Genomic DNA, 14,692 nt, shown 5'->3' with positions numbered 1-14,692 from the left:
CGGCCTGCCTTTATTTATTTATCAGGACATTTTTATACTTGTTAGGCAATAAATTTCAAAAACAATTACCAAGCGTAGGCTTCCGGAGCTTCACCGCCCGGTCCTGGGAAAATTTCATCCAACCGCTTTAATACGGCTTCATCCAGCTTAATCTCAACGACGCGCAGCGAGCTTTCAAACTGCTCCAATGTGCGAGGACCGATGATTGGCGCTGTGACTGCAGGATGAGTCAGCAGCCAGGCAAGCGCGACATTATCCTGTGGTTCGCCAAGCTCGTTGCATAATTCTGCGAAGGCTTCAAGCTGAGCACGATGTTTCTCGATTTTGTTCGGGTTGTTGCCGCTGCGGGTGCCTTCCAGCTTTTTCAGCGCATTACGTCCAAGCATGCCCCCGTCCAGCGGGCTCCAAGGAATCACGCCGAGTCCCATAGCTTTTGCGGCAGGAAGGACTTCCAGCTCAGGCAGACGGCAGTTCAGGTTATATTTATGCTGTTCTGCCACGAGGCCGAGGAAATGACGTCTTTGCGCTTCACCCTGGGCTTGGGCAATCTGCCAGCCCGCAAAGTTGCTGGAACCGACATAACCGATTTTGCCCTGCGACACCGCGAGCTCGAATGCACCCCACAGCTCATCCCAGGATACATTGCGGTCCACATGATGCATCTGATACAGCTCGATATGATCGGTTTGCAGACGCTTCAGCGAGCCTTCCAGATGACGGCGGATTTTGTACGAAGACAGACCCTCCGTGCTGTTCGGACCGTCAGCCGGGTCATGCATGTTACCATGGATCTTGGTAGCGAGTACAACTTTTTCGCGGCGGCCTCCGCCTTGAGCGAACCAGCGGCCGATGATCGTTTCAGTAAGACCGGAGTTCTGACCCCAGCCATAAATGTTAGCGGTGTCAAAAAACTGGATTCCGGCATCCAAGGCAGCATCCATGATGCGGAACGCTTCCTTTTCATCCGTCGCCGGGCCGAAATTCATCGTACCCAGACATAAGCGGCTGACCTTCAGACCTGATTTACCGAGATAGGTGTATTGCAAAATCGTTCAACTCCTTCGGCGATTTTTTTGGACTATGCAAGAATCAATTTCATAATACCTTAAGCTGCTTCAATCAAGGCTATATATAGATCCAAACGGTTTTATTGGTCTATATATAGTTTCAATTTTATCGTTTTAGTGAGTTATGAAATTGATTCACAATACTATTTTAACTGGAATAATCAGGATAGGGCAACTTGAGATTCGATTTAAAAGACCGATGATCACGGCATAACACCTGTTTATAGGAGAAAACTATAAAGGTGATAGATTCTATATCTTGGTCAACAGCCTTGAGAATGTGATACAACATAGATAGATAATTAGATCAGTGAGAAGTAACCATAAGGAGTGACGGAAAACATGCCAGAAGTGAAGAAAATTGCCGTAATCAGCGGAGACGGAATAGGACCAGAGGTCGTAGCGGAAGCCGAGAAAGTGCTTAAACGTACAGAAGAACTGTTTGGATATACTTTTGAAACAGAGCATGCTCTGTTTGGCGGTATTGCCATAGACGAAAAAGGCACACCTCTTCCGGAAGAGACATTGTCCGTTTGTAAAAATGCCGATGCTGTTCTGCTTGGCGCTGTAGGCGGTCCAAAATGGGACAGCAATTCCAAGGAGCTGCGCCCGGAAACCGGCCTCCTGGGCATTCGCAAAGCACTCGGGTTGTTCTCCAATCTTCGTCCGGCCGTTGTGTTCGACTGCCTGAAGGATGCTTCGACACTGAAACCGGAAGTGCTTGAAGGAACGGATCTGATGGTCGTACGTGAACTGACCGGAGGAATCTATTTTGGAGACAAGTTCAGACGCCAGGGTGAGCATGGCGAAGAAGCGGTTGATACTTGCGTATACAACGTAGCTGAAGTAGAGCGCATTGTGCGCCAAGGCTTCGAAATTGCCCAAAAGCGCCGCAAGAAGCTTGCTTCCGTCGACAAAGCTAACGTGCTTGAAACCTCGCGCCTGTGGCGCGAAGTCGTCATCCGTGTAGCTGCAGATTATCCGGATGTTGAGCTGGAGCATGTACTCGTTGATAACTGCGCTATGCAGCTGCTCCGCCGTCCGGCAAGCTTTGATGTTATCGTGACGGAAAATATGTTCGGAGATATCCTCAGTGATGAAGCGGCTATGCTGACCGGTTCCATCGGTATGCTGGCATCAGCTTCGATGGGCGAGGGTGCATTCGGATTGTTTGAGCCGGTACATGGCTCTGCACCGGATATCGCGGGCCAGAACCTGGCTAACCCGATTGCAACGATCCTGTCGCTTGCCCTGATGTTCCGTCTGACATTCAATTATGCCGATGCGGCGGATGCCATTGAAGCAGCGGTATCCCAGGTACTGAACGAAGGACATCGTACGAGCGATATCGCCGTGGATAAGAGCAAAGCGATTGGTACGCGTGAGATGGGAGATCTGATTGTAGCAGCCATCAAGAAGTAATACGTACAGATGACTGAGATGAACATAGCAGGCGGGTGTCACTTCATTAAAGTGATACCCGCTTGTTGCATGTATTGAGGGGATATAGTACATACTTAAAATCGGAATGTAGACGAGCTTCAAAGTAACTACATATTAATAGGAAGCTTTTGTTCACGAAAACATCTTATTTATAATTATTATAAATAAATAACGTTTATAGTCTTGACTTTGAAAAGGACGAATGATACCATTTTAAATGTAGATTCCACAGGGATCACATATACTATGAAATAAGAAAAACTATTGTTTTTCTTTCATATAGAATGGAATGAAAGGTTAGCTTTTCAATCATTCTATATATATCTCAAAGGAGGATTTTTAAACATGGCAGAACGTTTAGTAGGTAAAGCAGCTCCTGATTTTACAATGGAAACCGTAACAGGTGACGGATCCGACTTCAGTAAAGCAAGTCTGACCGACTACCGCGGTAAATGGCTCGTATTCTTCTTCTATCCTCTGGACTTCACATTCGTGTGCCCGACTGAGATTACAGCACTTAGCGATGCTGCAGACCAATTCAAAGCACTTGACGCTGAAATCTTGGGCGTAAGTACAGACTCTATCCACAGTCACAAAGCTTGGATCACGACTCCAAGAGATTCCAACGGTCTGGGACAAATCAACTTCCCACTGGCTTCGGACATCACTAGATCCGTTGCTAAAGACTACGGTGTATACATCGAAGAAGAAGGCGTAGCGCTGCGCGGCTTGTTCATCATCAACCCTGAAGGCGAACTGAAATATCAAGTGGTTAACCACAATGATATCGGCCGCAGCGTTGAAGAAACTCTCCGTGTTCTGCAAGCTCTGCAATCCGGCGGATTGTGCGCAATGAACTGGAAACCAGGAGACAAGAACCTGTTAGCCTAACATTAAATATGGACAAGCCCCCTTTGCCGGCTGTGAGGTTAGTATCTCATACCGGCAACGGGGGCTTTTTACACCTTTGCGGTTTGAATAATTCGTTTAAACCCAGGGAAATACGTTGATATATAACAGGAAGAAAATGCAGGAAATTTATGCTGTCCGTTGAAACGGAAAAAGGAATTGACATAGAATAAAGCGAATACATTATGAAGAATACGGTGGAATCAAGAGGAGGGTGAACTAGCATGAGTTATTGCTGCGGAGCGAGTATGGTTGGAACCAAGGGAACATTAAAACATTATCGCACTCAGGTCCACAATGTTCCCCTGCTGTTCTGTCCCGTGTGCCACCGGGTTGAAGTTCATTACAAGGTTGAGAATGAATATGAAATTTTAGCTGAATATGCGCATGGTGACGGAGCTGGGGAGATTGATTTCCAGGACTATGTCGTGGAAGATGACGAGACTATTTTCGAAAATGTCGTCAATTGCGAAAAGGAGGATCCCAAGGACATCGTACAAAGCCAAATTGATATGGCGCTGGACTTGTTGACCATAGCCAAACAAATGCAGGACGAGAAATGGGAGGGCGAATTAAAGAAAAGATTGGCCGTTATGAGCCAGCGGAGGCTGCGATTGCAGCATAAGGCATGATCATCATAGCGTATCTATTGTAATAGGGAGCAATCCCTAAAATGATAGGTGTAAAAAGCATCGGTACATGTGGATTCATGTATTTGGTGCTTTTGTTTTCATTCAATGGAGGGGGTTCATATGTTAAGCTAAAAGGAATTCCTCTAATATGAAGGCAGCGGCCATTTAATTAGAAAATTTAACCATAATTTTGTTTTTTCGACAGTTTCTCCGATTGAGTTTTCCGGCTACCTTGTCTATGATAAAACTATCTTTCTTATTGTTTGTCTATAGATGTAAGAATAAGAGATGGGGGAGAGAATGAATCTTTCATTTTCTTGAAAAGGGGGAGTATCGTGTTGAGCGATATCCAGGAGACGTTGCTACAGTCCCTTGAGGCTTTTCAATCTACGCAGCTGGTGAAGAACAAGTATGAAAATATTTTGGAGCACTTGGATAGCGGTGTAATGCTGTTTGACAGCGAAGGTGTGCTGACGTTTATTAATGTGCAGATGGCCAGGCTGCTGGAAGTGTCCCGTAAATCCCTTACGGGCTGTACATTGCTGCAAATTTTGCGACATCCACAGCTAAGCCGGTTCAAGAAAAAGAAAATCCTGCGGATTTATCGTGAAACGATTTTCCACTGCAAAAAATACCATGAGCTGACGGATGAATCCGGTCGCCAGTGGCTGCTTACCGTAACGTACGGCGATCAAATGGATGGAGATTATTTGTTTAGCGTCAAGGATGTGTCGGATTTTAAGCAAATTGAACAAACCGCCTATAGGAACGACAAGCTTGCCATGCTTGGAAAAATATCCGCCTCCATTGCACATGAAATCCGAAACCCGCTAACTGCAATCCGAGGCTTTATTCAACTGCTGCGACCCCATCTGATTAAATTAGGAAAAGATGAATACGCCCGCATTATCCTTATGGAAATCGATAGAGCCAATGATATCATATACGAATTTTTGAATTCCTCAAAGCCTTCCGCCCCTCAGACCACGGTTATTCCGGTACTTTCCTTGCTTAAGGAAGTCGTGCTGCTGACCGAGAGTGAGGCTTTGATGAAAGGCTGCCAAGTGATGCTGCATGACGACATCCCGCCTCTACATATCTCAGTTGACGTGAAGCAAATCAAGCAGGTAATTTTAAACATGGTTAAAAATGCGATGGATGCGATTGATCACCTAAGCGGTGAAAATGGCGGGTTAATTGAAATCCAGACGAATCGCGACAACAAGAACGTACATATCTGCATTACGGACAATGGTAAAGGGATGGACCATAATACGCTCTCTCATCTGTTTGATCCTTTTTTTACGACGAAGGAAAGCGGGACAGGCCTCGGACTGTCAGTGAGCTACCGGATTATCAAAAATCATAAAGGGTATATCGCCGTCAACAGCACCGTTGGCAAAGGAACTGAATTTGTGATTTCTCTGCCGATTGTGGAGATGATCTAGTTTTGTTTTTTGGGCAAAAGAAACGGTCTTTGGAGTTGCTTTGGACAAACGTGGAATAATATATATGATTAAACGTCCGAAAACTTCAAGACAAAGGAAGATCGCCCATGAATGGATATTACGGTTCTGAACATATACAGGTATCAATGGATTGGAAAGAAGATCTCGACGCAGGGCAGTATGATGTTGACGCGTTTATTGTATTGGTATCACCCCAGGGCATTCAGGATGGAAGCATGCAGCAGGTGTGGAATTCAATGCTTATGCCTTTGATGGAGAGTCATCTGTTTCAGGCTGCGCCTTTTCAAACGTATGCCGTCCCGCTTCCGGGACGCGGAGAATACCGGACGGTGATTTTTGTGGGTGCTGGCGAGCGCCCTCTAACATCAGAGGAACTAAGAGTAGCATCTGCTCAGGCAGCAAGGCAGGCATTAAAAATGAGGGCGAAAAAGCTGGCATGGGAGCTCAGCTCACCGCTGCTTACCTTTTCGGTGGAGCAAAATGCTCTTGTAGCCGCCCAGGCAATAACGGAAGGAATGATCTTAGGCTCCTACCGCCATAAGCAGTATAAAAAGAATACTTCCTCCTACAAGGGAATTGAGCAGCTGATATTTTTGCGAAAAGGTAAGGTTTCGGCTGCTGAATTATTGGATTGGGAGGTTGGCATTCAGCGCGGAAAGGCATATGCTGAGTCCACTTGTCTGGCTAGAGATTTAACCAATTTGCCAGGAAACTTCCTGGTACCTGACGATTTGACCAAGGCCGCCATGGAGATCGCGGAAAAGCATGGATTCGAATCAGCTGTTCTGGATGAAAAGCAGCTAGAGACGCTGGGTATGGGCGGACTGGTTGCTGTCGGAAAGGGCAGTGTGCATCCGCCGCGACTGATAATGATCAAATATCAAGGCAGAGCTGAATGGAGCGATGTTACAGGCCTTGTTGGTAAAGGCATTACATTCGATACAGGAGGCATCTCGCTGAAAAAGCGGGTTGGGATGGAGGAAATGATCAGCGATATGGGCGGTGCTGCCGCTGTGCTCGGTGTCATGAATGCCTTGGGCATCCTTAGGCCTGCGGTTAATGTCGTGATGGTAATCCCCACAGCTGAAAATATGCCGGGAGGCAATGCATTCAAGCCGGGAGATATTATTCATAGCCTCAGCGGGCGGACTATAGAGGTTTTAAACACCGATGCGGAAGGCAGGATTGTGCTTGCGGACGGCATGACCTATGCGAGGCAGCAGGGAGCTGTTAAGCTCATTGATGTCGCTACGCTCACGGGAGCTGTACTGTCGGCTCTGGGTGACATAGCCACAGGGGTGGTTACGAACGACGATACCATGCTCGAGGAGTTCATTCTGGCCTCCAAACGAACCGGTGAGAAGGTATGGCCCCTGCCTGCATATAAGGAATTCTGGGATATGCTGAAAAGCGATGTGGCCGATCTTAGCAACAGCACGGGGGCTAGGGGCGCTGCGATCACCGCAGGCTTATTTATCGGTACCTTTGCAGAGGGGCTGCCCTGGATCCACCTGGATATTGCAGGTACGGCTTTTGTGAATAAGGAGCGGGGGGTCAATCCGAAAGGGGCGACAGGAGTCATGGTCCGCACCATTACCGAATGGATTCTTTCACAGGAAGCAATGAAAAAATAACTATGAAAAATGGGCAGCCCCTGGTTCCTTTGGGAACTTGGGGCTGCCCATTATTTTTCTAAGAGCATTCTGTCAGCTGTGAAAATGCAACGATGATTATTTTTCTTTTGGCTGGATTCTGGAACGGATGTCTCCTGCGTTATTGGTGTGAGGCATGGTTGCTTCCGGAATAGAACAGGCTGACTGACAGGATTTGTTCAGGGAGCAGGAAGCGCAGGCACCTTTCTTACTCTTTTTTACATAACGGAAAAGTGTCCATGCAGCATAGGCGAAAATAACGCCGATAATCAAAATATCAATCAAGGATATGCACCTCATTTCTGTAAGGTCGGGCCACAACTTAAGACAAACCCAACAAATGGCCGCCCTGATAAATAATCAGAGATATAAGATAAGCAAGAACGACTGCATAACCGATGGAAAATATCGTCCAGCGCCAGGAGGAGGTCTCCTTGCGGATCACACCCACGGTAGCCAGACATGGCGTGTACAGCAGCACAAATGCCATGAAGCTGAATGCCTGAAGGGATGTAAAGCTATGCGCGATCTGTCCTTGTAAGCCTTCCATATTAGGGACGTGATAAATGATATTCATGGTTGAAACGACGATTTCCTTTGCTAAAAATCCGGTCAACAGTGAAGAACCTGACTGCCAGGTCCCGAAACCGAGTGGTGCCAGCAGCGGGGCCATCAGCCCGCCAATTTTGGCTAGGAAGCTGTTATTCATCTCCACACCGAAGCCTCCCGGTCCGCTGTAGGAGAGGAGCCAGATCAGCACTGAGCCGCCAAGAATGAGTGTGCCGGCTTTTCTCAGGAATCCTTTGCCTTTTTCCCAGGTACCCCGCATCAGGGTGCGTCCCTGAGGTAACCGATATGGTGGCAGTTCTACGATAAACACGGAGGATTCATTCTTCAGCAAGTAAGATGAGAATACCTTGCACAGCAGCAGCGCCATCGCAATGCCGAGTACATACATGGATAGAACGACAAGTGCCTGGTGGCTCTGGAAGAAGACGCCTGCGAACAACGCGTATACCGGCAGTCTTGCTGAGCAGGACATCAATGGAATGAGCAGAGTGGTCAGCAGCCGATCCTTGGGCTGTTCAATGCTGCGCGCCGACATGACGGCGGGTACATTACAGCCAAACCCGATGATAAAAGGAATGAAGGCCTTGCCGTTCAGGCCGACGGCCTCCATGAGACTGTCCATCAATAGACTGACACGAGCCATGTAACCCGAATCCTCGATAAAGGATATGATAAGAAACAAGATGAAAATTTGCGGAATAAAGACAAGTACTCCGCCCACACCGGCCACGATGCCGTCTACGATCAAAGCGTGGGTGAAGGATGAAGCGCCTGCCAGATCCAGCGCTTTATTGATTCCGTCACTTACCGTTCCTGATATAAATCCGTCCAGCACATCCGACAGCGGATTGCCGATCCAGTCAAACGTAACTTTAAAGAGCAAAAACATGAATATAAGAAAAATCGGTATGCCGAAATAACGATGGGTCAAAATGTTGTCCAGGCGTTCTGTCAAATTATGCGGCTTTTGCGAAGAACGATCCATGGCTGCAGAGCATAGTTTTTCGATAAATCCGGTGCGTACTGAACGTATCCAATCCGGCAAGGAGGAGGGAAGTCCCATCTGCTGGAGCTGTTCTTCACAGTTTTTGCTAATGTCGTTCACTAAATTCATATCTATTTTGGAGGATAATGCTTGAAGAATAACTGGGTTTTGTGCGAGCAGCTGGAGTGCAACCCAGCGGTGATTCGGCAGTCCGGATGTGGTTGCGAGCAGGCTTTCAATGTCTGTTATGGCTGCTTCTGCCGCTCCATAGTCCAGTTTTAATTCTGGCGACGCTGCAGCCGGGATTTCCTTCAGCGTACTCAAAACCTTCGAGCTGCCCTTGCCTGTACGGGCGACGAGCGGAATAATGGGAACTCCGAGCTGTTCCTGAAGCCTATGAATATCCACATGTATACCGCGGTTTGCGGCCACATCCATCATGTTTAGCCCTAGGATGATCGGACGCCCATATTCCAGCAGCTGAATGCTAAGTGCGAGATTTCTCTCCAACTGGGAGGCATCCACAATATTGATGAGAGCGGAGGGTGTTTCTTCCATTAAATACTGTGCAGCGACACTCTCATCTCTGGATAGGGGATGCAGGGAGTATATGCCTGGCAGATCGACCAGCTGGCCGCCGCCATTTTTTAAGTCTCCGATCTTTTTTTCTACGGTGACACCAGCCCAGTTGCCTACATATTCATAGGAGGTCGTCAGTGTGTTGAAAAGTGAAGTTTTACCAGTATTCGGATTACCGACCAACGCAAAGGAGCTCAACAGATCGACACCTCAATTTCTTTCGCCTCTTTCAGGCGGATGCCGAAAAGCTGCCCGTTGCATTCCAATGTGATAGGACCTCCAAAGGGACCACGCTGCTTCATGAAAACAGTGGAGCCTTCATGAACGCCAAGATCATACAAGCGCTGGCGCAGAATTGGATTCATTTCTTTGATTGCATATATGGAGCCTGCTGTACCAGGCTTTAAATTCAACAGTTGAGTTGGCTGATTCATTCGCTGTATTCCCCCAGAAGAGAGTGATAATCAATCTCATTTCACTCTGTAATATAGCATGCGGGAGGGGGAGGCTACAATATCTATCCTTCTTCCAATATGTATATATTTTGAATTATGCCTGGAATGCGAATAAATGTATATTCATCTTTACTTTAGCACTGTAATTCAAGTATGATAAAATAATAAATTTCATCATGGAAGGGGAAGTTTTTGTTGAAGACAAATCCCTGTAAGATTGTGGATTGTACAATTCGTGACGGTGGACTGGTGAACAATTGGGATTTCAGCGTTGAATTTGTACAGAGCTTGTATGCCGGACTGAATGAGGCTGGCGTTGACTATATGGAAATTGGCTATAAAAATTCCCCTAAGCTGCTTAAGGGCGCCGATCAAGCGGGACCATGGCGGTTTTTGAATGATGACTTCCTGCGCCAGGTAATTCCTCAAAAGGGTAAAACTAAATTATCCGCTCTTGTCGATATTGGCCGGGTAGATGTGGATGATATTTTGCCGCGAACGGAAAGCATGCTCGATCTGATCCGTGTTGCCTGTTACATTAAAGACGTGGACAAGGCGTTGGAATTAATTCAAACATTCCACGACCGCGGATACGAGACCACACTGAACATCATGGCTTTGTCCAATGTCATGGAGAATGAGCTCCTTGAAGCTTTTGAAATGATTAAGGACAGCGTGGTCGATGTCGTGTATATCGTCGATTCCTACGGAAGTCTGGATCACAAGGATGTTGAATATCTGGTAGAAAAGTTTAAAAACTATCTGCCGAATAAACGCTTAGGGGTACATACGCATAACAATATGCAGCTTGCGTTCTCCAACACGCTGACTGCTGCTGAGCACGGGGTGGAATTGCTGGATGCGTCTGTGTTCGGTATGGGGCGCGCTGCGGGCAACTGTCCGACTGAGCTTCTTGTAACGCATCTGAAGAATACACACTACACGTTGCGTCCGGTGCTGGATATCATCGAACGCTTCATGATTCCACTTCGTGAGAAGGAAGAATGGGGTTATCTCATTCCTTACATGATTACAGGTACGCTGGACGAGCATCCGCGCTCGGCCATGGCACAGCGTGCATCGAAGGATAAGGATAAATATGTGGAATTCTATGACAAGCTGACCACGCCGGAAGTTAATTTCGACACGAATTAATCAGCAGAAGAGTGAAAAAGCTTGACCGCATAAATTGCGGCCAAGCTTTTTTTTATAACGGAAGCTATTTGATGCGGACATATTCCCGTTCTCCTGTTTCCTTATTGTAATATACCTGATACTTGCAACCGTCCCGCGGGTCTACAAATATCTCAGGAGTAGGCGTGAACTTACCGCTCAAGAGATCCCTTTGTACAGCGTCTTCATCTTTGCGGCGGTACCTGCGATCGAAGAAGCGCCAACTGAGCCAGAGCAGAAGTAAAAATACGACAAGCTGCAGACCGTAAATCAAGATGATACCCACAATTGCACCCATATGAATGTCCACATTAACCGATAGGTCTCGTTCTGACCACGGTACCATATGCGACGATCTCGCTCATATTGTTGCCGATATCCCCGCTGTCGAAGCGCATCATCACAATAGCATCTCCGCCCATGGCATGCGCATTTTGCACCATCCGGTCCATGGCCTGCCGTCTGGCATCCTCAATCATCTGTGTGTACTGCTTCACTTCTCCGCCAACCAGTCCCTTTAATGATGCCATAATATCGCCGCCGATTCCCCGAGCCCGGACAACGACACCAAATGTCGTGCCCAGCACTTCAACAACCTCATGATTATGTATGTGCTCTGTCGTAACTACGATCATCCATATTCACTCCTTCAGTGTGATATCTTATTTTACGATTGAAGGCGAAAAAGGATTCAAATATTTATTCATCCATGTCTTCTGTCGAAGAGTGGCAGAGGCTGTAAAATTATTGTCTGATCCTAGCAGGAAAAGGGGGAAATATGTGGAATTATTTAGCGTGAAACCATCTTCATTATTTTAGGATAACCCGGGGGTCAGATGGCTTTATGCGTACAAGAGTCGAGGAGAAACGAACGATCAAAGCAGCCCTATGGGGGATAGCGTTATTTGCAGCACTACAATTGGCAGAATCAGCGTTTGCGTTTCAGGTATTGGATAAAGATGCATTCATAACAGTTTTTATTCTTCTTAGCAGCTGCTGTGTGGCAGTGGGATTTTCTATTTTCTCACAGGGGTGGCTTTTGTTTTCACACAAGCTATCACGCTACAGGCTATATACGGCCGCGTTATTTTTATGCGTGGCGGTTTGTGATCTTTTACAGACCTTAAGTCTGATGGGAGTTTCGCTTTTTGGTTACACCCTTACAGCGAATAACGGTTTATGGCTGCTCATTCTTTCAAAGCTCCTATTTGCAACCGGGATTTTATGCATTTACAGCTTGAAGGATTCCATGGTCTCGCTCGCGCATAAAAGCATTGTTTTCACGGCGACAAGTTTGCTTACGGTGATGTGCATTGCTGCTTTTGTGATATGGAACCGTGTTTTACCGCCACTGACAAGCAGTGGAAGCATGAACAATCTTATGAAGCTGATGGGTCTTGTGATTGTGGCTGTCTGTCTGAGCGGCATGGCTGCCATCGTATATCGAGGCCGAAAGGAACGGGCTCCCTCGCTTCTGATTATTATCCGTGCTTTGATTTACATTACCATCGGCCAAGGTCTGATTATTAGTGCCGAAAATACATACGATATCAACTATTTACTAGGAGTTCTTTGCGGTAGCGTGTCTTATTATCTGATGTTAAAAGGTGTTTACCGGCTGACTATTGAAGATCCATTCCGTGAGCAGCAGCGCATCGAGGCTAAGATGAACTATCTTGCTTTTCATGATGACCTTACAGGACTGCCCAACAAGCGGCGGCTGAACCAACGTCTGGGCAGGCTGGTGCAGGGAAGGGATAACGGCAAGTCCGGAATCGTGGTATTCAATGTTAACAGGTTTAAGAATATCAATGATTCGCTTGGACATCAGGCCGGGGACCAGCTTCTGCAGATGGTGGGAGACCGACTGAAGCGTAATTCTCTTCCTAAAGAAGAGGTATTCAGCATGGGCGGCGACGAGTTTGCTTTGATCATTCCTTCGCTAGTCGACGTGGATTCAGCGATAAGCCGGGTCAGAGAACTGCTGGAGCTGTTTGAAAAGCCCATAACGATTGACGATTATGATTATCATATTTCATTATGCGCAGGTATGGCCGTCTATCCAGAAGACGGAGACACGGCGGAAGAGGTCATTCAGCATGCAGACACTGCAGTACATCATGCGAAGGACTACGGTATAGATGTGCGCCATTTCGTACCTTCGATGCAGCGTAAGGCTAAGGAAAGACTCAAGCTGGAAAATGATCTTCGCAAGGCTCTCGAACGGAATGAGTTTTATCTGGAGTATCAGCCGCTGGTTCACTTGGAAACAACTGAAATTGTCGGCATGGAGGCACTCTTGCGGTGGAAGCATCCAAAAAGAGGTAACGTCTCGCCGCTGGAATTCATTCCATTGGCTGAGGAGAGCGGCTTAATTGTCCCGATCGGTGAGTGGGTGCTCCGGACGGCCTGCACGCTGAATAAAGAGTGGCAGGACGCAGGTTACAAGCCGATTTGTGTGTCCATCAATCTGTCTATGCGTCAGTTTCTGCAGCCGCAGCTGGCAGACCAAATTGGCCAAATATTGAATGAAATCGGGCTGGAACCCAAGTATGTGGAGCTTGAGATTACAGAAAGCATGACGTTTGACAAGGAAACGGCCTTCGAGCAGTTGCGCCGGTTGAAAGAGCTTGGTGTCTTTATCAGCATCGATGACTTTGGCACAGGTTACAGCTCACTGCATTACCTGAAGAACATGCCGATCGACAGGCTCAAGATTGACCGTTCCTTCGTCCATGAGGTCATGAGTGATCATAACGATGCTGCCATTGTATCCACCATCACGTCCATGGCTCACCACTTACAGCTTAAAGTGACTGCCGAAGGGGTGGAAAATGAGGAGCAGCTTCGTTTCCTGAGAGAACAACGCTGTCATGAGGGACAGGGTTATTATTTCAGTAAGCCAATCCTTCCTAAGGATTTTGAGAAGACATTTCTACTGCATTAGCCATGATAGCGATGTCCAAGCAAAAAAAGAGTTGCATATCCCGCTTACTCGTGATATATTATTTCTTGTCTTCACTACCATGAAGTCGTGAGTATCAGCGGGATGTAGCTCAGCTTGGTAGAGCACCTGGTTTGGGACCAGGGGGTCGCATGTTCAAATCGTGTCATCCCGATACTTTGTTTTCGATGCGGGTGTAGTTCAATGGTAGAACTTCAGCCTTCCAAGCTGATAGCGTGGGTTCGATTCCCATCACCCGCTCCATACATAAAACATAACGCCGAAAGGCGTTTTTTTTATTTGAGCGGTTGTGTGGGAGAGAACCGACGCAGCGTGGGGGCGACCGTCCGAGCCTGCTTCACCGGGTAGTCCCACCGAGGACGCGCGTCAACATTTCCTCTATACCGCGAGCTGGAAGCTCGCATTTAAATCAAAATGTTGAGTATTCCCATCACCCGCTCCATACATAAAACATAACGCCGAAAGGCGTTTTTTTATTTGAGCGGTTGTGTGGGAGAGAACCGACGCAGCGTGGGGGCGACCGTCCGAGCCTGCTTCACCGGGTAGTCCCACCGAGGACGCGCGTCAACATTTCCTCTATACCGCGAGCTGGAAGCTCGCATTTGAATCAAAATGTTGAGTATTCCCATCACCCGCTCCATACATAAAACATAACGCCGAAAGGCGTTTTTTTATTTGAGCGGTTGTGTAGGAGAGAACCGACGCAGCGTGGGGGCGACCGTCCGAGCCTGCTTCACCGGGTAGTCCCACCGAGGACGCGCGTCAACATTTCCTCTATATCGCGAGCTGGAAG

Annotated in this window: 13 protein-coding genes and 2 tRNA genes; 9 read left to right on the top strand and 6 right to left on the bottom strand. The window is 47.3% G+C overall.

Going from position 1 to position 14,692, the window contains the following annotated elements; genetic code table 11:
• Window positions 1-65 precede the first annotated feature (65 nt).
• A complete protein-coding gene (locus tag KJS65_RS21550; RefSeq protein ID WP_213651923.1) occupies window positions 66-1,046 on the bottom strand; it encodes an aldo/keto reductase in 981 nt (326 codons plus the stop codon).
• Between the two features lie 363 nt (window positions 1,047-1,409).
• Between KJS65_RS21550 and leuB the strand changes: the two genes are divergently transcribed.
• The 5 genes from leuB to KJS65_RS21525 all read left to right on the top strand — a co-directional run bounded on the left by leuB (window position 1,410) and on the right by KJS65_RS21525 (window position 7,154).
• Window positions 1,410-2,489 carry a 3-isopropylmalate dehydrogenase gene (gene leuB, locus KJS65_RS21545; protein WP_213651922.1) on the top strand — a complete coding sequence of 360 codons (1,080 nt, stop codon included), beginning with the start codon at window positions 1,410-1,412 and terminating at the stop codon, window positions 2,487-2,489.
• Window positions 2,490-2,855: 366 nt separating this feature from the next.
• A complete protein-coding gene (locus KJS65_RS21540) occupies window positions 2,856-3,401 on the top strand; it encodes a peroxiredoxin (protein WP_213651921.1) in 546 nt (181 codons plus the stop codon).
• Between the two features lie 242 nt (window positions 3,402-3,643).
• Window positions 3,644-4,051, top strand: coding sequence for a hypothetical protein (locus KJS65_RS21535; protein WP_213651920.1), 408 nt, complete (start codon window positions 3,644-3,646; stop codon window positions 4,049-4,051).
• Between the two features lie 335 nt (window positions 4,052-4,386).
• The gene (locus KJS65_RS21530; RefSeq protein ID WP_213651919.1) at window positions 4,387-5,499 is read left to right on the top strand and encodes an ATP-binding protein; all 1,113 of its coding nucleotides are present in this window, start codon (window positions 4,387-4,389) and stop codon (window positions 5,497-5,499) included.
• Window positions 5,500-5,606: 107 nt separating this feature from the next.
• The gene (locus KJS65_RS21525) at window positions 5,607-7,154 is read left to right on the top strand and encodes a leucyl aminopeptidase (protein WP_244864708.1); all 1,548 of its coding nucleotides are present in this window, start codon (window positions 5,607-5,609) and stop codon (window positions 7,152-7,154) included.
• A gap of 96 nt (window positions 7,155-7,250) precedes the next feature.
• Here the strand turns inward: KJS65_RS21525 and KJS65_RS21520 are convergent, their stop codons facing one another.
• The 3 genes from KJS65_RS21520 to KJS65_RS21510 are packed head-to-tail and all read right to left on the bottom strand — an operon-like array spanning window position 7,251 to window position 9,740.
• Entirely contained in the window at window positions 7,251-7,472 is a 222-nt protein-coding gene (locus KJS65_RS21520) for a FeoB-associated Cys-rich membrane protein (RefSeq protein WP_213651918.1), read from the bottom strand.
• Window positions 7,473-7,494: 22 nt separating this feature from the next.
• Window positions 7,495-9,504, bottom strand: a complete 2,010-nt coding sequence (feoB, locus tag KJS65_RS21515) for a ferrous iron transport protein B (protein ID WP_213651917.1) — start codon at window positions 9,502-9,504, stop codon at window positions 7,495-7,497.
• Window positions 9,501-9,740, bottom strand: coding sequence for a FeoA family protein (locus KJS65_RS21510; protein ID WP_136604015.1), 240 nt, complete (start codon window positions 9,738-9,740; stop codon window positions 9,501-9,503). The genes feoB and KJS65_RS21510 overlap by 4 nt, the downstream gene beginning before the upstream one ends.
• 216 nt (window positions 9,741-9,956) lie before the next feature.
• Here KJS65_RS21510 and KJS65_RS21505 point away from each other — a divergent pair, with 216 nt between their 5' ends.
• Window positions 9,957-10,916, top strand: a complete 960-nt coding sequence (locus tag KJS65_RS21505) for an aldolase catalytic domain-containing protein (RefSeq protein WP_211146957.1) — start codon at window positions 9,957-9,959, stop codon at window positions 10,914-10,916.
• Between the two features lie 64 nt (window positions 10,917-10,980).
• Here the strand turns inward: KJS65_RS21505 and KJS65_RS21500 are convergent, their stop codons facing one another.
• Both KJS65_RS21500 and KJS65_RS21495 read right to left on the bottom strand, forming a co-directional pair.
• Window positions 10,981-11,232: an HD family phosphohydrolase gene (locus KJS65_RS21500; RefSeq protein WP_213651916.1), complete on the bottom strand. Its 252-nt coding sequence runs from the start codon at window positions 11,230-11,232 to the stop codon at window positions 10,981-10,983.
• A 13-nt stretch (window positions 11,233-11,245) separates the two neighbouring features.
• Window positions 11,246-11,569: a YbjQ family protein gene (locus KJS65_RS21495; RefSeq protein WP_213651915.1), complete on the bottom strand. Its 324-nt coding sequence runs from the start codon at window positions 11,567-11,569 to the stop codon at window positions 11,246-11,248.
• A 209-nt stretch (window positions 11,570-11,778) separates the two neighbouring features.
• Here KJS65_RS21495 and KJS65_RS21490 point away from each other — a divergent pair, with 209 nt between their 5' ends.
• The 3 genes from KJS65_RS21490 to KJS65_RS21480 all read left to right on the top strand — a co-directional run bounded on the left by KJS65_RS21490 (window position 11,779) and on the right by KJS65_RS21480 (window position 14,142).
• Entirely contained in the window at window positions 11,779-13,881 is a 2,103-nt protein-coding gene (locus tag KJS65_RS21490; RefSeq protein WP_213651914.1) for a bifunctional diguanylate cyclase/phosphodiesterase, read from the top strand.
• Between the two features lie 98 nt (window positions 13,882-13,979).
• Window positions 13,980-14,053, top strand: a tRNA-Pro gene (locus KJS65_RS21485).
• Between the two features lie 15 nt (window positions 14,054-14,068).
• Window positions 14,069-14,142, top strand: a tRNA-Gly gene (locus tag KJS65_RS21480).
• Window positions 14,143-14,692: the final 550 nt, after the last annotated feature.

It is taken from the genome of Paenibacillus sp. J23TS9, assembly GCF_018403225.1.
Taxonomy (GTDB): Bacteria; Bacillota; Bacilli; order Paenibacillales; family Paenibacillaceae; genus Paenibacillus_AQ.
Note: the sequence above shows the minus strand (reverse complement) of the source record. Positions and strands in the feature narration are given on the sequence as shown.

Coding starts and splice junctions, on each gene's coding strand:
- KJS65_RS21540 (WP_213651921.1), top strand. CDS start 2,856: ATGGCAGAACGTTTAGTAGGTAAAGCAGCTCCTGATTTTACAATGGAA.
- KJS65_RS21535 (WP_213651920.1), top strand. CDS start 3,644: ATGAGTTATTGCTGCGGAGCGAGTATGGTTGGAACCAAGGGAACATTA.
- KJS65_RS21490 (WP_213651914.1), top strand. CDS start 11,779: ATGCGTACAAGAGTCGAGGAGAAACGAACGATCAAAGCAGCCCTATGG.
- KJS65_RS21495 (WP_213651915.1), bottom strand. CDS start 11,569: ATGATCGTAGTTACGACAGAGCACATACATAATCATGAGGTTGTTGAA.
- KJS65_RS21525 (WP_244864708.1), top strand. CDS start 5,607: ATGAATGGATATTACGGTTCTGAACATATACAGGTATCAATGGATTGG.
- KJS65_RS21520 (WP_213651918.1), bottom strand. CDS start 7,472: ATGAGGTGCATATCCTTGATTGATATTTTGATTATCGGCGTTATTTTC.
- KJS65_RS21500 (WP_213651916.1), bottom strand. CDS start 11,232: ATGGGTGCAATTGTGGGTATCATCTTGATTTACGGTCTGCAGCTTGTC.
- KJS65_RS21510 (WP_136604015.1), bottom strand. CDS start 9,740: ATGAATCAGCCAACTCAACTGTTGAATTTAAAGCCTGGTACAGCAGGC.
- leuB (WP_213651922.1), top strand. CDS start 1,410: ATGCCAGAAGTGAAGAAAATTGCCGTAATCAGCGGAGACGGAATAGGA.